The following is an 18,590-nucleotide window of genomic DNA, read 5'->3' as shown; positions in this document are numbered from 1 at the left end:
CTAAAAATAGAAAGTCGTTTTAACATATGATTTTACGTGCAGATAATATTCAAAAACTTTATGGCAACAGGAAAGTTGTAAAAGGTATTTCCTTAGAGGTTCAGCAAGGAGAAATCATAGGTCTGCTTGGGCCAAATGGAGCAGGTAAAACAACATCTTTTTACATGATTGTTGGCATGGTAAAACCTAATTTTGGTAGCATTTTCTTGAATGATTTAGAGATTACCAAAGATCCTATGTACAAAAGAGCTCAAAGAGGTATTGGGTATTTAGCACAAGAAGCTTCAGTTTTTCGAAAATTATCAGTAGAAGATAATATAATGTCTGTATTACAGTTTACAGATTTATCTAAAAAAGAACAAAAAATCAAACTAGAATCACTAATAGAGGAATTTAATATTGGACACGTTCGTAAAAATAGAGGTGATTTATTATCTGGTGGCGAAAGAAGAAGGACAGAAATAGCCAGGTGTCTTGCCTCTGATCCAAACTTTATTTTATTAGACGAACCTTTTGCAGGAGTAGATCCAATTGCAGTAGAAGATATTCAAAGTATAGTTGCCAAACTTAAAGATAAAAATATTGGAATTTTAATAACAGATCATGATGTACAAGCTACATTAGCTATAACCGACAAAACATATTTAATGTACAATGGTAGTATTCTAAAAGAAGGAACACCAGAGGAATTAGCTGATGATGAAATGGTTAGAAAAGTATATTTAGGAAAAGACTTTGAGTTAAAAAAGAAAAAAAGTTTTTAATACAACTAGAATTTATTACAATATTTTAACTTCTTAATTGTTCCCCTTACTTAAATTTTAGTTAATTTTCTATAAAAAAATACTTTTCGTTAAGGTTACTATTACACTAATTATTATTTACAGAATTACTTTTTTTATGATTTAACGTTATAGAAACAATGACGTACAAAATAATTATTAGTGGAATAGAAATATAGTTTAAAAATAAAATCATAAGAATAGAGGCCAATAAGAACAGATATTTTCCATAATTATGGCTAAGAGAATATTCTTTAAATTTTAAAGAAAATAGAGAAATTTCTGCATTCATTAAAAAAGTAAGTAATAAAATAATAAATACTAAAAAATAGGGGTTTAACAATAAAATTTGCACAAACGTTATATTTGTATTTGTCTGTATTAATGGTAACGAAATAACAAACAGACACATAGCTGGAGTTGGCAAACCAATAAAAGAATTTGTTTGTCTAGTGTCTAAATTGAATTTTGCCAGCCTATAACAAGCTCCTAATGTTAAAATTAAACCCAATAAAGAACCATTTAATAGAAAGTTATTATTATCAGAAATGACAACTAAGTTTGAGTTTAATAATTTAAACATTACAATACCAGGTACCACTCCACTTGTTACCATATCTGCTAAAGAATCTAATTGCTTACCTAATTCTCCTGTCACTTTCAATAAACGTGCAATAAATCCATCAAAAAAATCTAAACCAATTCCAATAACAACACATACTGCTGTAGCTTCAAAATCATCAGAAGCTGCATATATTGTAGCTAAAACTCCGCAAAATAGATTTCCTAAGGTAACTAAATTTGGAATCTGTTTTTTTAATTTCATAATTTAATTTATTGATAATGCTAAAGTAATAAAAGCATATTTGGTTGTTTTCTATATTATTGAATATTTATGATATTTGCAGTATATTTATAATATGCCAGTACTAGACTCAGATTTTTCTCCTAAAATTCCTTTTAAAAACGGACATTTTAATACCATATATGGTCCATTATTTTTAAAAGAACATATCAATTATACAAGAGAGCGTTTACATACGTGGGATAAAGATTTTATAGACCTAGATTTTTATAAAGTTAATAGTACAACACTAGCAATATTAATTCATGGTTTAGAAGGTAGTTCATTTTCACATTACATGATATCAAATGTAAAATATTTAAATAAAAAGAACATAGATACTGTATGTTTTAACTTAAGAGGATGTAGTGGCGAAGACAATAATATACTTGCAACATATCACAGTGGAAAAACAGATGACCTCGATTTTGTAGTAAAACATATAATAAAGAAAAATTCCTATAAAAATATTATTCTTATTGGATTTAGTTTAGGTGGAAATTTAACTTTAAAATATTTAGGGGAAAAAGGAAGGAATTTATTTCCGAATATTAAAGGAGGTATTACTTGCTCTGTACCTATAGACATTGCATCTGCTGAGAAAAAACTAGAAAACCTTGAAAATAAGCTTTACATGGGAGTGTTTTTTAAAACCATGAAGAATAAAATTTTAGATAAATCCATAAAGTTTCCTGAATATAAATTAAATACAGTAAAACTTCTTAAAGCTACAAAATTTAAACATCTTGAGCATTTATATACAGTTCCAGTATTTGGATTTAAAAGTCCAGAAGATTATTGGGAGAAAGCAAGTTCTAAGCCATATATTCTAAAAATTAAAGTACCAACACTCCTTATAAATGCTAAAGACGATAGTTTTTTATCTAAAGAATGTTATCCTATCAAAGAAGCTGAAGAATCAGAGTATTTCTTTTTTGAAAAACCACTATATGGAGGTCATTGTGGGTTTATTTCAACATTTAAAAAAGAGGATAATACTTGGTTACAAGAAAGAATTTTTAAATTTATATCTACTAAAATAGGTATTGCTAATTCATAAAACAATATCTGTTAAAAAGAACTGTTATTATAACAGGTTTTTCGATATTTGTAATATCTTATCTTTAAGTTAGTGAAACATAAATTTTTACTTTTTATAATTCTAATTTCTGCGTTCATAAATGCACAAGCATTTCGAAACTATTCTAATGAATTTCTTAATATTGGTGTAGACGCAGCAGCACTAGGCATGAGTAAAGCCGTCGTTGCAACAACAAATAATTTGAATTCAGGTTATTGGAATCCAGCAGGTCTTGTTGGCATAGAAGATTATCAAGGATCTTTAATGCACTCCTCTTATTTTGCAGGAATTGCAAACTATAATCATGCTGCTTTTGCAATGCCAATAGATAAAGAAAGTGCACTTGGGGTTTCTATTATACGTTTTGGTGTTGATGATATATTAAACACGACTGCTCTTATTGATAATGATGGTAATATTGATTTTAATAGGATTAGCCTTTTTTCTGCTGCTGATTATGCCTTTAATTTCTCCTATGCAAGAAACTTAATTTTTAAAGATTTAAAATTAGGAGTAAATGCTAAACTTATTCGAAGGATTATAGGAGAATTTGCAGCTTCATGGGGTTTTGGTTTTGATATTGGTTTACAATTCGAAAGAAAATCATGGAAGTTTGGAATTATGGCAAGAGATATTACAACAACTTACAATAGCTGGGCTATAGATGAAGAAGAATTTGAAAATATACGAAATGCAATTCCTAGTCAAAATCAAGAATTACCAGAAAATACAGAGATTACTAAACCTAAATTACAAATTGGAGTTGCAAAAAGTTGGAAAATTGGCCGTTTATTTAACTTACAGTCTGAGTTTGATTTTAATATCAGGTTTGAGCAAACCAACGATATTTTTTCATCAGAAATAGCAAGTATAGACCCTGCTCTTGGTTTACAATTTGATTATGAAAAATTGGTGTATTTAAGACTAGGAATTGGTAATTTTCAGTATACAAAAGAGTTTGATGATTCTAAATCATTATCCATACAACCTAATTTTGGTCTAGGTTTTAATTATAAAGGAATTCAAGTAGATTATGCTTTAACAAATATAGGTAGTGTTGGGAATGCTTTATTTTCAAACATCTTCTCACTAACTTTTGATTATTCATTTTTTAGAAGATAGTAATTATGAAAAAAAAATATTTAATTTATTTACTCTTTCTATTTGTAATCAACAAAACAACAGCTCAAGTAAAACTTTCTACTTATTCAGAGGTAAGTATTATTTCTGCAGGTCCTGGAACAGAATTGTATGAAGCTTTTGGGCACTCTGCAATTCGAATTAAAGATCCCATTTTGCAACTCGATTTAATTTACAATTATGGAATATTTGATTTTAGTGCACCTAATTTCTATAGTAACTTTACCAAAGGAAAACTAATTTACAAATTAGGCAGGTACAAATTTGATTATTTTCTTCGAAATTATAATCAAGATAAACGTTGGGTAAAACAACAAGTCTTAAATTTAACTGTAGAAGAAAAACAAGCCTTTTTTATTTATTTAGAAAGAAACGCATCACCCAATAATGCTTCTTATTTTTACGATCCTTATTTTAATAATTGCGCAACAAAATTAAGAGATATTACTCAAGAGGTTTTAAACAATAAAATAACTTGGAGTAATAAAAATATTGAAACAGAATTGTCTTTTCGTCAATTAATGAATAAAGAAATACCTTGGAACACTTGGGGTAGTTTTGGTATTAATTTAGCTTTAGGTAGTAAATTAGATAGAAAAGCAGAATATAAAGAATATATGTATTTGCCAGATTATGTGTATTCTATTTTTAATAACAGTACTAGAAAATTAGAAAATGAAACAGTTGATTTAGTTAAAAAAGAATCTACAATTCTAGAGTATAAAGAACTAGAACAAAATGGCTCACTATTAAGTCCGTTATTAATATTTAGCATTTTAGCTGTCATTGGTGTATTATTAACGTTTAAAGATTATAAAAATAATTCAAGAACTATAATTTTAGATTTCATATTATTGTTTTCAACTGGCGTTTTAGGTACTCTAGTTATATTTTTATGGTTCTTTACAGACCATTCTACAACACCTAATAATTTTAATGCATTGTGGGCATTTGCTCCAAATTTAATGCTAGCTTTTTTATTGATTAAAAAGAGAAAACAAGGTTGGTTTGCAAAATATTTTAAATTTTTAGTTGTACTTCTTGCTACGATTCCATTTATATGGATTTCAGGAATTCAATTAATACCTTTAGCAATACTGCCACTTCTGATTTTATTCTTAGTGAGGTATTTATTTTTATCAAAATTTTATAGTTCTAATTCCTAATGAGCTATGATCCCAGATTTAGAAATTACACCTTTTAAAGAGGAATTCTCACAGCGATTTTATGATTTAAATGCTGCTTGGTTAAAAAAGTATTTTTACATAGAGCCTTATGATGAAAAGGTTCTAAGCAAACCTAATACATACATTATAGCTGAGGGTGGCTTTATTTTCTTTGCGAAATATAAAAACGAAATTGTTGGTGTAGTTTCACTTATCAACCAAAAAAGTTTTTTTGAGCTAAGTAAAATGGCTGTAGATCCAAAATTTCAAGGTTTAAAAATTGGAAAAGAACTGGTTAAATATTGTATAGCATTTGCTAAACAAAAGAAATGGGTTAACATTATTCTATATTCGCATAGATCTTTAGAAACCGCTATTCATTTATATAAAAAAATGGGGTTCGTAGAAATTCCTGTAGAGAAAAACTCACATTATAAAAGAGCAAATATTAAAATGATATTAGCGTTTTAATGGTTACAAAAAACTTTGAATAGCTAATTCATATCCTTTTAGCCCAAACCCAAAAATTACACCTTTAGCTGCAGGCGCAATAAAACTTTTGTGTCTAAAATCTTCACGTGCGTGAATGTTAGAAATATGAAGTTCTATCACAGGTGTATTGATACTTTTTACAGCATCTCCAATACCAACAGATGTATGGGTATATGCTGCTGCATTTAAAATAATACCATCATAAGTAAAACCAACTTCATGTAATTTATCTATCAACTCTCCTTCTATATTTGATTGAAAGTAGGCTAGCTCAACGTTAGTAAATTTTATTTTTAGTTTGGAGAAAAAGTCGTTAAAAGTTTCAGAGCCATAAATTTCCGGTTCTCTTTTACCTAATAAATTAAGATTTGGACCGTTTATAATTAGTATATTCATAAAATCAAAAATACAATTATTTTGTTAAAAAAAATTTCATTTAAAACTCCTTTTAATAGGTAAAATATATTGTAAATTTATAATATGAAATGGAAAAATGCACTTCATGATTATCAATTATTTTTAAAAATAGAAAGAGGTCTATCTAAAAACACTATAGACAACTACAAGAGAGATTTAGAAAAACTTATTCTCTTTTTAAAACATAATAATATCTCTTCAACCCCAATTACTATTGATAAAGATAACCTTCAAGACTTTCTTTATGAAATTGCTAAAGAGGTAAATCCAAGAAGCCAAGCTAGAATAATTTCTGGATTACGTAGTTTTTTTGAATATTTAGTTTTTGAAGATTATAGGAATACGAATCCTACAATTTTAATTGAGAGCCCAAAAATTGGAAGAAAACTACCTGATACTTTGTCTGAAAAAGATATCAATTCATTAATATCTTCCATAGACTTAAGTCATCCTCAAGGAGAGCGTAATAGAACTATCATAGAAACTTTATATAGTTGTGGTTTACGAGTTAGCGAGCTCATAAATTTAAAAATATCAGATTTATTTTTTGATGAAGGTTTTATAAAAGTTGTTGGAAAAGGCAATAAAGAACGTTTTGTTCCTATTCATAATACTGCTAAAAAGTACATTACTTTTTACATCACTAAATTAAGAACACAAGTTGCTCCAAAAAAAGGTTTTGAAGATACTCTTTTTTTAAATAGAAGAGGCAATGCATTAACGAGACAAATGATATTTACCATTATAAGACAATTGGCCGAAAAAATAAATTTAGATAAAAAAATTAGTCCACATACATTAAGACATTCATTTGCCACTCATTTAATAAAAAATGGAGCAGATTTAAGAGCTATACAACAAATGTTAGGTCATGAAAGTATTACAACAACAGAAGTTTACGTTCATTTAGATAATAGTTATTTAAAAGAGGTTTTAGAAACTTATCATCCTAGAAAATAAAAAATCCCACGAATGTGGGATTTAAAGAGACTTTTTATTATCTTAATTATTTTGCAACATTCACAGCTCTAGTTTCTCTAATTACAGTTACTTTAACTTGCCCAGGGTATGTCATATCATTCTGAATTTTTTGAGAAATATTAAATGATAATTCAGAAGCTTTAGTATCATTCACTTTTGTGCTTTCAACCATTACCCTTAATTCACGTCCTGCTTGTATTGCATACGCTTTTTGAACGCCAGTAAAACCAAAAGCAATTGCTTCTAAATCTTTAAGTCTTTGTATGTAAGAGTCAAGAACTTGACGTCTTGCTCCAGGTCTTGCTCCTGAAATAGCATCACAAACCTGAATAATAGGAGAAATTAAACTCTTCATTTCAATTTCATCGTGGTGAGCACCAATAGCATTACATACATCAGGTTTTTCTCCATATTTTTCTGCCCATTCCATTCCTAATAACGCATGAGGCAATTCGCTTTCAGAATCTGGCACTTTTCCAATATCGTGTAACAAACCAGCTCTTTTAGCAACTTTAGAATTTAATCCCATCTCAGCAGCCATAATTCCGCATAGATTAGATACTTCTCTTGAGTGCTGAAGTAAGTTTTGACCGTAAGAAGAACGATACTTCATTCTACCTACTGCTTTCACTAATTCAGGGTGTAGTCCATGTATTCCTAAATCTATAACAGTTCTTTTACCTACCTCAATAATTTCTTGAGAGATTTGTTTTTCTGTTTTCTTAACAATTTCTTCAATTCTTGCAGGATGAATTCTTCCGTCGGTAACTAGTTTATGCATTGATAAGCGTGCAATTTCTCTACGAACTGGATCAAAACAAGATAATATTATAGCTTCTGGAGTATCATCAACAATTATTTCTACACCAGTTGCTGCCTCCAAAGCTCTAATATTACGCCCTTCTCTACCTATAATTCTACCTTTAACATCGTCAGATTCTAAATTAAATACAGATACACAATTTTCTACAGCTTGCTCTACACCTACTCTTTGTATAGTTCCTAAAACAACTTTTCTTGCTTCTTGTTCTGCTGTAAGTTTTGCCTCTTCAATAGATGTTTGAATATAGGCCATTGCTTCTGTTTTGGCTTCATCTTTTAGAGATGTAACTAATTCTTTTTTAGCTTCTTCAGCAGATAACCCAGAAATTTGCTCTAACATATCTACATGTCTTTTATGCATTTTTTCTAGCTCATTTTCTTTTTTTTCTAAAAAGTCTAGTTTAAAATCATAATCTTTCTCTTTTTGCTCTAAAGATTGATTTAACCTTTTATTTTTATCTACTTCTGAAGCAACTTTAGATTCTCTATCTCGAATTCGTTTTTCTACTTCAGAAATTTTCTTTTCTCTTGAAAGTATTACTTTTTCGTGCTCAGATTTTAATTCTATAAACTTTTCTTTAGCTTGTAAAATCTTATCTTTTTTAATTGAATCGGCATCAATTTTTGCCTCTTTTAAAATGGCACTTGCTTCTTTTCTAGTACTGTTTAAAATTTTTTTTCCTTTAGACTTTTCTATAGCTTTAACTACTATAAAACCGAGTACTGCTCCTATTAAAACTCCCAATATAATGGGAAGTATCATTCCTTCCATAATTTAAATTTAAATATAAAAAAAGCCTACATTAGTTGGTTTTTTTTTAAACTCCATAATGACATATATAGGACTAACTAACTGTTCAAGGATCCACTTATAGTGGCTTGCTTTAGTAGTTAAGACTCATCCTTCATAATAGAATAGTGTTGAGTTTAATAAACAATTACTAACGTAGGCAGTGTGTTGTTAATGTATTTTAATGAACTTCTTATTCTAAATGAGTATTTACTAAATGCGTAAGCTCATTTATTTTTTTAATTTCTTCTTTGTTTGTGTCTAACTTATTTAAATATAATAATTCTAATTTTGAAGCAAACTGCAGAGCAGACATAGCTAAAACATCTTGTTTATCACTTACTGCATAATTTTGTTCGAACGTAGAAATTAATTTATTAATTGCATTAGCGGCTTTTCTCATACCTTCTTCTTCTTTTGTGTTATTTACACTAAGAGGATATGTTCTTCCAGCAATTACAATATTAATCTTTAATTTATTCACAATGTAAAGAACTTTATTGTTGTAACTGAACTAAACATTTATCAATTTCTTTGATTAATGAATTTATTTTCAGTTTTGTATCTTTTGTATTTGTTCCACTGCCATCAATAGTTTTAGCAATTTTAAGTGATTCAAGTTCTTTTTTTTGAAACACTAATAACTGCTCTTTTTCTAAAAGTTGGTTTTGTAAAATAGTATTATTTTGAAGCAATATTTCGTTTTCTTTTCTTAAAAACTCATAATTGGAAAATAAGTTTTGTAACGAATTTTCTAATAAATGAATTGCTTCTAGTGTATTACCCATTTCAACTTTAGCACAAACTAACTTTACAAAGTTAACATTCTGATTTAAATATTACAACATTTAATCACTTTTTTAATAAGACAATGATTGTTAATGTTTTATAAACAAAATCATTTTTTAGTATTTTTACTAAAAATCTATCTATTGAAAAAACACCTTATTATTATATTTTTGTTGCTGCAATTCATTTGTAATTCGCAAAATAATTACCCATCAGATTATTTTAGAAATCCGTTAGATATTCCTATCTATTTATCTGGCTCTTTTGGAGAATTAAGAAATAATCATTTTCACGCTGGTATAGATATAAAAACTCAAGGCAAAGAGGGTTTAATTGTTCGTGCAGCTGCAGACGGATACGTATCAAGAATAAAAGTACAGCAATTTGGTTATGGAAAAGCAATTTATATAACTCATCCTAACGGATATACTTCCGTATATGGTCATCTTAAATATTTTAACGAAGAAACTGAAAAATATGTAAAAGAGATACAATACAAAAAAGAAAATTATGCCACAGGAAATTTATATTTTAAAGAAAATAAGTTCCCTGTTAAAAAAGGTGAAGTTATTGCCTATTCTGGAGATACAGGTGGTTCTGAAGGTCCGCATTTGCATTTTGAAATCAGAGATACAGCTACAGAAAATATAATAAACCCACTTTTATTTGGTTTAAAAGTAATGGATAATATTCCGCCAACAATTCAATCTTTAAAAGTATACCCTCTTTCAGAAAATTCAAGAATAAATCAAAGACAAAAGAGTTTTCAAATTCCGTTAAAGAAAATAAGTATCGGAAACTATGTAACTGATCGTATTAGTGCATTTGGAACTATTGGTTTTGGAATTAATGTGTTTGATAAATTTGATAAAGCAAATAATAAAAATGGAATTTACAGCCTAGAAATGAAGGTAAATGGTAAAACAATTTACAACCATAATCTAGAAATGTTTACTTTTTCTAAAAGTAAATTTTTAAACTTACATATTGATTATGCACATTACAAAAAATATAAAAAACGATTTCAAAAAACGTATAGACATCAGCTAAATAAATTATCTATTTATAAAAATTTAACAAATGATGGTAGAATTACTATTAAAAAAGGATTTAATTATAACGTAGAAATAATAGCAAAAGATATTATAGGAAATACTAGTAAAATTAAAATTTCTATAGCTGGCAAGCATAGTAATGTTCTTTATAAAGAGGAAAAAGATTCTACTAATTTTTATATTAACAAAAATGAGTTTAATAAGTTCTTTTTAAAAGACGTAACAGTAGCTTTTCCAAAAAACACATTTTATGATAATATATATCTAGATTTAAAAATAAAAGACAGCATTGTTCAAATTCATAATTCTTCTGTTCCTTTAAATAAAAAATTCACCCTAACTTTTGACGTATCCAAATATACAAAAGAAGAAAAACAACAGCTTTACATAGCTAACCTAGAATATCCAAAATATCCGAGATATCAATTTACTAAAAAAAAAGATAGTACTTTTTTTACAACAAGTAAAACTTTAGGTAAATTTTCTTTAATGATTGATAAAGAAGAACCTAAAGTTGATGTTCTTTATTTTAAAAACAATCAGTGGATTAGTAATTCAAAATCTATACAAGTTAAAATTAGCGATAAGAGTTCTGGAATAAAAAACTGGAGAGCATCTATTGATGGAGAATGGGTATTAATGGAATACAATCATAAAAAAGGAATTTTAACCTATAATTTTAATGACAAAAAATTGGTAGGAAGTAAACATATCTTTAACATTGTAGTTTCTGATAATGTTGGAAATACGAATACAGTATCTACAACGTTCTTTAAAAAACAATTAAACTAATTTTTTGTGAAGAAGACACTTTTATTTCTATTGTTAATACCAAGTTTTTTATTCTCCCAAAAAACAACACTATTAAAAGGCATTATTAAAAATAAAAACAAAATTGGTATTGATAACGTTTCTATTAAATACGGAAACGTAGGAACGACTTCTGACATCAATGGAAAATATACAATAAGAATTCCTTTAAATAAGGAAGTTACTATTTTTTTTAGCCATGTTTCTTACACTACATTTCAAAAAAAAATATTTGTAACGAATAGAAATATTATTCGCTTTTCACCTGTTTTAAAAATTAAAACTGAAAGTCTTAACGAAATTGTAGTCAAGGACAATAAAAAAGAAGCATCTGGAATAACTAAACTAAGTATTAATAAAGTAAAAAATACAGTTGGTCCAAATGCCGGAGTTGAAAATGTTTTAATGACGCTGCCTGGTGTTAATAATAATAACGAACTAAGCACACAATATAATGTTAGAGGTGGTAATTTTGACGAAAATTTAGTTTATGTAAATGGAATACAGGTTTATAGACCTTTTTTAGTAAGGTCTGGGCAACAAGAGGGATTAAGTTTTATTAATCCAAATATGGTTCAGAATATAGATTTTTCAGCTGGAGGCTTTCAAGCTAAATACGGAGATCGATTATCATCTGTATTAGATATTACCTACAGAAAACCAAAAAAACAAGCCCTTGCCATAGATGCAAGTTTACTTGGTGCAAGCATAACTTTTGAAAATGTCTTTTTAAATAAAAAGCTAAGTGTAATTACTAGCGCTCGATATAGAGATAATAGTCTATTTGTAAATAGTAAACAAATTGAAACTAATTTTAGACCAAGATTTACAGATATACAAACTTATTTATCTTACGAAGTGTCTAAAAAATTTCAATTAAATTTTCTAAGTAATTTTTCTTTAAACAATTACAACTACAAACCTTTAACTAGACGAACCCGTTTTGGAACTGTAGCAGATCCATTAGAATTAACAGTATTTTATTCTGGAGAAGAAAAAGACAGGTATCTAACTCTATTTGGAGCTGTATCTGCAGAATATAAAATTAACAAAGAATTTAAGTTAACAACAATTGCCTCTAGATACAATGCCCAGGAAGAAGAATATTTTGATATTTTAGCTCAATATGGTTTAGGAGAGGTAGACACAAATATAGGATCTACCAATTTTGGTGAAGTATCATTTTCTGAAGGAATTGGCTCACAATTAAATCATGCTAGAAATGATTTAGATGCTCTAATTACTAATCTAGAAATAAAAGCTAGTGTTAAAAACCAAAAAAGTCAGTTAGATTTTGGTATAAAATTACAACAAGAAAGTATAAAAGATCGAATACGTGAGTGGGAAGTTATAGATTCTTTAGGATTTTCTATTAGACCTTTTTTTAATATCTCTAATAACCAGCCTTATGAACCTTTTGAGGGTGCTATTATTCCGTTTCAAAACATTAGAAAAGATAATAATGTTTATATAAACCGAATCACTTCGTTTTTACAGTTTAGTAAACGAGTATTTTGGAATAACCATGAAGTATTCTATAATATCGGAGTAAGAGGACATGCTTGGTTTAGCAAAGGAAACGGTGTACGTGGAAAAAACCAAATTATTGTGAGTCCAAGAGGTCAATTTGCGATAAAACCAGATTGGAATAAAGATATTTTATTTAGATTTTCGGGAGGCCTATATGCACAACCTCCATCTTACAGAGAGTTAAGAGATTTTAATGGAGCCTTAAATATTAACGTAGATGCTCAAAAGTCTATTCATTCCGTAATTGGTATGGATTATAGTTTTGAACTTTGGAATAGGCCTTTTAAATTAACTTCAGAAGCTTATTATAAAAATTTATCTGACGTAAACTCCTATACTATAGATAATGTTAGAATTCGTTACAGGGCTGATAATGTTACCAAAGCTTATGTGTACGGACTAGATTTGCGTTTAAATGGCGAATTTGTTCCTGGGAGTGAAAGTTGGGTTAGTTTAGGGTTATTAAAAACAGAAGAAAATATCAACGATAATGGATATATTGCAAGACCCTCTGACCAACGTATAAAATTTGGAATACTTTTTCAGGATTATGTACCTAATCTACCAAATTTAAAAGCATACTTGAATTTAGTATATAATTCAGGTGTACCTGGAGGTTCACCATCATACGCAGATCCTTATAATTTTCAACAACGACTTAGAGATTATAGAAGAGCAGACTTAGGAGTATCATATATTTTTGTTGATGATAATAATAAACAAATTAACACAGGATTGGTCTCTAACTTTAAAGAGTTTAGTGTTGGTTTAGAGCTTTTTAATATTTTTGATATTCAAAATGCTATCACAAACACTTGGGTAAGAGATGTGTATAGCAAAACACAGTTTGGTATACCAAATTATATGACTGGTAGAGTGTTAAATTTTAAAGTAGCAATGAAATTTTAAACATCTAGAAAACTAATTTTCTTCTCTATTTACCAAATCTATAGAAAATGCAGGACTACAAACAGCAATATATTCACATTCCTCATCAAAAGGGTTTGAATATTGTACTCTAACGTCTTTTTTTATTTTAATAGACTCTCCTTCACTCAAAATAATTTTCTCATTTTCTATAATAAATTGCTTTTTCCCTTTTATGATATAAGTGTATTCATCAAATTTTGGAGTTTGAAAAGGTTCTTTCCATTTTGGTGGTGCTATCATATGCGCAATGCTTATATCTGACTGCTCTTTAGTTGCATTCCCAAAATGTTCTTCAATTAATTTACCATCTGTAGTTGGTACCTTAAAAGGTGTTTTTTGTACGGTATACTTTTTCATAATTTAGGATAATTAATAAAGAGTGTTATATTAATGAAACCAAATAATAAATAGTTTGATTTTAGCCAAATCAGGAATTTGTTCTAATGAAACTCTTTGAGACATTGCAAAATCTCTTAAACCTAACTCTTCTTTATCTATAGCAATTGTAGCATTAAGCTCATCTAAAAATAAAGTAACTGATTGAAGTGTTGTTTCTGGTCTAGCAACATAATTGGTGTTAATTTCTGAAAAAGTAGAATTTAAATTGATGCCAGATTTAGTATTGTAACGAGAATCATGAATTTCAATACTCTTTATGGTAGAAGTACTATCTAATTGTTCTTTTGGAACAATAGTTAGTAAATGCTTCCCTCCTTTTTCGTAAATCAAGTAAGTGTCATCGTCTTGAAAGTAGTTATCTCCAAAAGCACCTTCACTTAAATTTTTTACAATAGAATCGTTTTTAAAAACTTTATCTAAATCAGATACAGTTGTAGTTGTCGTTATTTCACCTACTATACCTTTATCTATCATAAATTTATTATTGTTGGTACAACTTGAAATAGTTAATGAAATTATTACTAGGGATAAGAAACTTCTTTTGATCATTTTTTTTAGTTTTTATTAACTTAAACGTTAATATTCTTAATTTGTTATTTAATTACTTTTTTTAAAATTCCGAAGACTGCTCTAATAAAAGTAGCACTTGTTAATACCTTAACTAAAGGATCTTGTCTTGTGCTTCTTCTTGTAGGATTTCTTTTGTAATTTTCTTCTCTTGCTTTCAGTTTTGCTAATCATTCTATTTTTTTTTCTTTTCAGCATCTTCTAAGGCTTTTTGCTCAGCATAATTAATATCTTTAATTTTCTGATTCAGTAATTCGTAAGCACTTTCTCTATTTAAATTGTTGTTGTATTTATTAATAAGTCCAAAGTAATTGATAAGATAAAAAGAAAGATCATTTATAAAATAAACTAATAGTTATAAAAAATATAAGCTGAATTGTAAATAAATACACTGCAAATTTATTCTCTTTATTAAAATTTAAATTTACAAATAAATACTGTAAAATTAAACTTCCGAAAAACCAACAAACATAATTATATATTGGAATTTCTCCATAAGGATACCATTGCCAAAAGTTTAATTTAATAGCAACTGGTTCCAAAAATAAATCTAAAAAAACTGCTGCAAAAGCTGCAATTATAGCTAATAAATTAATTTCTAATTTATTAGAAATAGTAAATTTGTGTTTTATTTTAAACCAGTGATAAGCTTGATAGGTTAAACTACCAACACAATACATAGTTGTAAACCACAAAACACCTAATAAAACAGGAACACCCCATATTTTGTAGCCCATAACACTTGAGTATTTATAATCTCCAAAAAGAATACCTGTATTAATTCCAATAACTTCATAAGTAAACCCTGCAAAAATACATGCACTAAAAAAGAACCAAAGTGATTTATTAATTTTTTGCTGTGTGTATAAAATCAATACCATTGATATGATTAAATTCAAAGGGGTATTATCAATAAAAAAGTCATTATAATCAAAAAAAATCAAGCCGATAATAGCGCTGATATGAAATAATAGACTTATTCCTAAAGCTAGTCTATATTTATGTTTAAATAAATTACTGAATGTCATCTGCTACTAATTTTGCACTTTTAAAACACAATGGAATTCCTCCTCCTGGGTGAACACTTCCTCCGCAGAAATATAAATTTTTATAACGTTTACTTTTATTTTGTTGTCTAAAAAACGCAGCCATTTTACTGTTACTACTTGTTCCATATAAAGATCCCATAAAACTAGCTGTTTTTTCTTGAATATTTAAGGGTGAAAGCGTGTCTTCTAACACAATATGGTTTTCAAGATTAGTATTTAATCCTTTATTGATCTGTTTAATTATGAACTTTTTTACCTTTTCTTTTTGCTCTTCCCAATTATGTTCATTATGCGCAGGAGCATTAACCATTACAAACCAATTTTCACTTTTATCTGGAGCGTGATTTTTGTCGTATTTAGAAGTTATATTCACATAAATGGTTGGTTCATCAGGTAAAATAGAATCATCAAAAATTTGTTTAAACTCTTTTTTATAATCTTCACTAAAAAAAATATTATGCAAACCTAATTCTGAAAAAGTAGTATTTATTCCCCAATAAAAGATAAAAGCACTACTGCTTCGTTCTTGCTTTAAAACTTTATCAGCAAAACTATTATCTGTAAGTAAATTTTTATAGGTATAATAAATATCCATATTACTTACAACAGTATCTGCTTTGTGTTTTTTTCCATTCACAACAACACCAACAACTGTTTCATTTACAGTTTCAATTTTTTCAACTTTACTATTGAGGTGAAATTTAACACCAATATCTTTTGCTAATTTCACTAAAGCATTAGTAATACTTATCATTCCTCCATTTGGATAAAAAGTTCCTTGACTTTGTTCCAAACTAGAAATCATACTTAACATCGCTGGTGCTTTATAAGGATTACTACCATTATAGGTTGCAAAACGATTAAAAAGCTGCACCATTTCTGAAGTTTTAAAACTTGATTCGTTAAAGCTATTTAAAGATTTTGAGATGTAAGGAAACTTTACACTAAGTAATGCTTTGTATGTTTCACTTTTTGCTATCAAACTTAAATCTAAGGGAAAATCTAAAAAAAGTTTTCCTATATTTTTATAAGCTTTCCTACTATTTTCAAGATACTTCTTTATGTTTTCTGATGGTTCTCCAAAAACTTTTTCTGCTTCATAAGCAAAAGCATTAACATTTTTTTGAGCGGTAATTTTTTTTCCATTTGCAAAAAAATAACGACAGCTTTCATCCAAAGAACGATATGTAAAATAGCTAGTAATATCTTTTTTAGCTATTTTAAAAAGTACTTCTATACTTTCTGGAGCTGTAAAAAGTGAAGGACCAGCGTCAAAGGTAAAACCATCTTTCTCAAAGGAAGACAGCTTTCCTCCAAAAAAAGAATTTGCTTCAAAAACAGATACCTCGTAATTCTTTAATGCTAATCGAATGGAGGTGGCTAATCCACCTATTCCACTTCCAATAACAGCTACCTTTTCCATTTATTTAATGTTTGCGTAAAAATAAAAACAAAGCACATTTAATCCTACTTTTTATTAAAGAATATCGAATTATTAAATTAAAAGGTATTATTCATGTTTGAATAAAATTTATCGTAAAAAATGTGTGCTAATAAAAGGACTCAATACACAGATTATTTTTCAATCTTCTGCAGGATAGTAAAACGTGTAAACATATCTTCACTATACCACTTTTCTTTCCTTGTTTTTTGAATAACTTCTTTGTGTTTTGGCATTCTATAGGCAAATTTTTTCATCATTGCTTTTGATTCCCAAACACTAAAAGTTGCCTGTTTAACCCAAGGAATTTCACCAACTCCATAAGAAGCAACAAACCCTTCTGCTGTAGACATTTGTGATGCAATTGGTGCTACATTTTTCCAAAAATACTGTAATTTATTTAAGCGAATTGTTGCTCTAGTTAACACAGCTATTTCACCTTGATAATCTGTATTTGGTGGTAAATCACCAAAAACTTTTTTCTTGTCCCACAAACCATGACCTTCAATTGGTTTTAACAAATATATATTTTGGTTTTTACAAAATAAATCAAACCACTTTATAATGAAACCACCAAATTGATCTTTTAAAGTTAAATCATCTTCATAGGTAACAAGAATAGACCACTGAGATAGATCTGGAATTTTATCAAAAGTACCATTTTTACCTGTTCCCATTAACTTATAAAATTGGATGTTTTTATTTAAAAATAAAGGAATTCTAAATATTGCCATCGATAAAAATCCAAAAATGGCAGAAATTGGGTAGTATTTTACAATTATTAAACTTGCTTTCAAAATGATATTTACGCTTCAATTAAAATATAATCAAAGATAGATAAAGTAATTGAAGTGTATCACTATCTAATTTACTGTTTTATCAAATGTATGAGACTATTTGACTTTTTATAAAAAATTGGTTTTATAAATTTATAGCGAAAACTAAACATATTAATCAATCCAATTTTTAAAATCTTTTACACGTTCTCTATTCACAATAATTTCTTGTTCATTATAGGAATGTAACATCAATTTTAATCTTGAATTAGAATATGCAATAATATCTTTAATTGCATCAATATGAACAATATAAGTTCTATTTACTCTAAAAAAATGTTCTGGATCTAGTTGTTCTTGCCAATTTTCTATTTTGGCATTTTTAGCCATAATTGGTTCTTTCATAAAATTGTCGTTAGTATATAAGCCTAAATCAACTTTATCTTCATCTGAAGAAATGTTTTCTATAGTTGCTGTAATAGTTTTGTTTTGAGTTGTAATTGAAATTGAAATAAATATTACTGTTGCAAACAAAAGAGATACTAGAAGTGTCATGATTTTTAGTTTTTAGATTAATTATGGTACAAAAATGCAACTGAACTAAAGTTTTTAAAAGTAAATAATACTAAACTGTATTTTTTTTGAGTTGAATTGTAGTTTTATATATCCTAAAATAAAAAAATTATACTTTAGCTACTGAAACACAAGTAAAATTGTGAATTACAAAAA

General features: G+C 27.9%; 19 protein-coding genes and 1 other RNA gene. 8 read left to right on the top strand and 12 right to left on the bottom strand.

The features are described 5' to 3' along the window. The first annotated feature begins 26 nt into the window (after positions 1-26). A complete protein-coding gene (lptB, locus tag Q0L44_RS07090) occupies positions 27-764 on the top strand; it encodes an LPS export ABC transporter ATP-binding protein (RefSeq protein ID WP_296637083.1) in 738 nt (245 codons plus the stop codon). A 106-nt stretch (positions 765-870) separates the two neighbouring features. On the opposite strand, the gene Q0L44_RS07085 is transcribed toward lptB, so the two are convergent. Further along, entirely contained in the window at positions 871-1,608 is a 738-nt protein-coding gene (locus tag Q0L44_RS07085) for a CDP-alcohol phosphatidyltransferase family protein (protein ID WP_296637081.1), read from the bottom strand. A 94-nt stretch (positions 1,609-1,702) separates the two neighbouring features. On the opposite strand from Q0L44_RS07085, the gene Q0L44_RS07080 reads away from it, so the two are divergent. The 4 genes from Q0L44_RS07080 (at position 1,703) to Q0L44_RS07065 (ending at position 5,484) form a co-directional block, all read left to right on the top strand. Beyond that, the gene (locus tag Q0L44_RS07080; protein WP_296637080.1) at positions 1,703-2,686 is read left to right on the top strand and encodes an alpha/beta fold hydrolase; all 984 of its coding nucleotides are present in this window, start codon (positions 1,703-1,705) and stop codon (positions 2,684-2,686) included. 72 nt (positions 2,687-2,758) lie between these two features. Then, positions 2,759-3,829 (top strand): PorV/PorQ family protein, encoded by a 1,071-nt coding sequence (locus Q0L44_RS07075; protein WP_296637078.1) that lies wholly within the window; start codon positions 2,759-2,761, stop codon positions 3,827-3,829. A 5-nt stretch (positions 3,830-3,834) separates the two neighbouring features. After that, positions 3,835-5,013 (top strand): DUF4105 domain-containing protein, encoded by a 1,179-nt coding sequence (locus Q0L44_RS07070; RefSeq protein ID WP_296637076.1) that lies wholly within the window; start codon positions 3,835-3,837, stop codon positions 5,011-5,013. Positions 5,014-5,019: 6 nt separating this feature from the next. After that, positions 5,020-5,484, top strand: a complete 465-nt coding sequence (locus Q0L44_RS07065) for a GNAT family N-acetyltransferase (protein ID WP_296637075.1) — start codon at positions 5,020-5,022, stop codon at positions 5,482-5,484. Between the two features lie 3 nt (positions 5,485-5,487). Here the strand turns inward: Q0L44_RS07065 and aroQ are convergent, their stop codons facing one another. Continuing rightward, entirely contained in the window at positions 5,488-5,901 is a 414-nt protein-coding gene (gene aroQ, locus Q0L44_RS07060; protein WP_296637072.1) for a type II 3-dehydroquinate dehydratase, read from the bottom strand. A gap of 84 nt (positions 5,902-5,985) precedes the next feature. Here aroQ and xerD point away from each other — a divergent pair, with 84 nt between their 5' ends. Beyond that, the gene (xerD, locus tag Q0L44_RS07055) at positions 5,986-6,882 is read left to right on the top strand and encodes a site-specific tyrosine recombinase XerD (RefSeq protein ID WP_296637071.1); all 897 of its coding nucleotides are present in this window, start codon (positions 5,986-5,988) and stop codon (positions 6,880-6,882) included. A gap of 46 nt (positions 6,883-6,928) precedes the next feature. Here xerD and rny read toward each other — a convergent pair whose 3' ends face one another. The 4 genes from rny to Q0L44_RS07035 form a co-directional block, all read right to left on the bottom strand. Continuing rightward, positions 6,929-8,497, bottom strand: a complete 1,569-nt coding sequence (rny, locus tag Q0L44_RS07050; RefSeq protein WP_296637069.1) for a ribonuclease Y — start codon at positions 8,495-8,497, stop codon at positions 6,929-6,931. Between the two features lie 48 nt (positions 8,498-8,545). Continuing rightward, positions 8,546-8,652: non-coding RNA, 6S RNA (ssrS, locus tag Q0L44_RS07045), on the bottom strand. Positions 8,653-8,708: 56 nt separating this feature from the next. Next, positions 8,709-8,999 (bottom strand): cell division protein ZapA, encoded by a 291-nt coding sequence (locus tag Q0L44_RS07040; RefSeq protein ID WP_296637067.1) that lies wholly within the window; start codon positions 8,997-8,999, stop codon positions 8,709-8,711. A 13-nt stretch (positions 9,000-9,012) separates the two neighbouring features. Beyond that, positions 9,013-9,303, bottom strand: coding sequence for a hypothetical protein (locus Q0L44_RS07035; RefSeq protein WP_296637066.1), 291 nt, complete (start codon positions 9,301-9,303; stop codon positions 9,013-9,015). A 144-nt stretch (positions 9,304-9,447) separates the two neighbouring features. On the opposite strand from Q0L44_RS07035, the gene Q0L44_RS07030 reads away from it, so the two are divergent. Both Q0L44_RS07030 and Q0L44_RS07025 read left to right on the top strand, forming a co-directional pair. Continuing rightward, positions 9,448-11,151 carry a M23 family metallopeptidase gene (locus tag Q0L44_RS07030; protein WP_296637064.1) on the top strand — a complete coding sequence of 568 codons (1,704 nt, stop codon included), beginning with the start codon at positions 9,448-9,450 and terminating at the stop codon, positions 11,149-11,151. Positions 11,152-11,157: 6 nt separating this feature from the next. Then, a complete protein-coding gene (locus Q0L44_RS07025; RefSeq protein WP_296637063.1) occupies positions 11,158-13,608 on the top strand; it encodes a carboxypeptidase-like regulatory domain-containing protein in 2,451 nt (816 codons plus the stop codon). A gap of 12 nt (positions 13,609-13,620) precedes the next feature. Here Q0L44_RS07025 and Q0L44_RS07020 read toward each other — a convergent pair whose 3' ends face one another. From Q0L44_RS07020 to Q0L44_RS06995, 6 genes are all read right to left on the bottom strand, one after another. Next, positions 13,621-13,986: a cupin domain-containing protein gene (locus tag Q0L44_RS07020; RefSeq protein WP_296637061.1), complete on the bottom strand. Its 366-nt coding sequence runs from the start codon at positions 13,984-13,986 to the stop codon at positions 13,621-13,623. A 30-nt stretch (positions 13,987-14,016) separates the two neighbouring features. Beyond that, positions 14,017-14,502, bottom strand: coding sequence for a hypothetical protein (locus Q0L44_RS07015; RefSeq protein ID WP_296637060.1), 486 nt, complete (start codon positions 14,500-14,502; stop codon positions 14,017-14,019). A gap of 425 nt (positions 14,503-14,927) precedes the next feature. Continuing rightward, entirely contained in the window at positions 14,928-15,476 is a 549-nt protein-coding gene (locus Q0L44_RS07010) for a carotenoid biosynthesis protein (RefSeq protein WP_296637058.1), read from the bottom strand. A 133-nt stretch (positions 15,477-15,609) separates the two neighbouring features. Further along, positions 15,610-17,067, bottom strand: coding sequence for a 1-hydroxycarotenoid 3,4-desaturase CrtD (gene crtD, locus Q0L44_RS07005; RefSeq protein ID WP_296637057.1), 1,458 nt, complete (start codon positions 17,065-17,067; stop codon positions 15,610-15,612). Between the two features lie 152 nt (positions 17,068-17,219). After that, positions 17,220-17,882 (bottom strand): spheroidene monooxygenase, encoded by a 663-nt coding sequence (locus Q0L44_RS07000; protein ID WP_296637055.1) that lies wholly within the window; start codon positions 17,880-17,882, stop codon positions 17,220-17,222. A 153-nt stretch (positions 17,883-18,035) separates the two neighbouring features. Next, on the bottom strand, positions 18,036-18,416 hold the full coding sequence (locus Q0L44_RS06995) for a LytTR family DNA-binding domain-containing protein (RefSeq protein WP_296637054.1): 381 nt from the start codon (positions 18,414-18,416) through the stop codon (positions 18,036-18,038). Between the last annotated feature and the right edge of the window lie 174 nt (positions 18,417-18,590).

This window comes from Polaribacter sp. (assembly GCF_024639685.1).
GTDB lineage: Bacteria > Bacteroidota > Bacteroidia > Flavobacteriales > Flavobacteriaceae > Polaribacter.
This window is presented reverse-complemented; position numbering and strand designations above follow the sequence as displayed.

What these genes read in the sequence shown, in the direction of transcription:
- lptB (WP_296637083.1), top strand. Translation starts at nt 27, where the DNA reads ATGATTTTACGTGCAGATAATATTCAAAAACTTTATGGCAACAGGAAA.
- Q0L44_RS07035 (WP_296637066.1), bottom strand. Translation starts at nt 9,303, where the DNA reads ATGGGTAATACACTAGAAGCAATTCATTTATTAGAAAATTCGTTACAA.
- crtD (WP_296637057.1), bottom strand. Translation starts at nt 17,067, where the DNA reads ATGGAAAAGGTAGCTGTTATTGGAAGTGGAATAGGTGGATTAGCCACC.
- Q0L44_RS07070 (WP_296637076.1), top strand. Translation starts at nt 3,835, where the DNA reads ATGAAAAAAAAATATTTAATTTATTTACTCTTTCTATTTGTAATCAAC.
- xerD (WP_296637071.1), top strand. Translation starts at nt 5,986, where the DNA reads ATGAAATGGAAAAATGCACTTCATGATTATCAATTATTTTTAAAAATA.
- rny (WP_296637069.1), bottom strand. Translation starts at nt 8,497, where the DNA reads ATGGAAGGAATGATACTTCCCATTATATTGGGAGTTTTAATAGGAGCA.
- Q0L44_RS07010 (WP_296637058.1), bottom strand. Translation starts at nt 15,476, where the DNA reads ATGGTATTGATTTTATACACACAGCAAAAAATTAATAAATCACTTTGG.
- aroQ (WP_296637072.1), bottom strand. Translation starts at nt 5,901, where the DNA reads ATGAATATACTAATTATAAACGGTCCAAATCTTAATTTATTAGGTAAA.
- Q0L44_RS07065 (WP_296637075.1), top strand. Translation starts at nt 5,020, where the DNA reads ATGATCCCAGATTTAGAAATTACACCTTTTAAAGAGGAATTCTCACAG.
- Q0L44_RS07020 (WP_296637061.1), bottom strand. Translation starts at nt 13,986, where the DNA reads ATGAAAAAGTATACCGTACAAAAAACACCTTTTAAGGTACCAACTACA.
- Q0L44_RS07080 (WP_296637080.1), top strand. Translation starts at nt 1,703, where the DNA reads ATGCCAGTACTAGACTCAGATTTTTCTCCTAAAATTCCTTTTAAAAAC.
- Q0L44_RS07085 (WP_296637081.1), bottom strand. Translation starts at nt 1,608, where the DNA reads ATGAAATTAAAAAAACAGATTCCAAATTTAGTTACCTTAGGAAATCTA.
- Q0L44_RS07015 (WP_296637060.1), bottom strand. Translation starts at nt 14,502, where the DNA reads ATGATAGATAAAGGTATAGTAGGTGAAATAACGACAACTACAACTGTA.
- Q0L44_RS06995 (WP_296637054.1), bottom strand. Translation starts at nt 18,416, where the DNA reads ATGACACTTCTAGTATCTCTTTTGTTTGCAACAGTAATATTTATTTCA.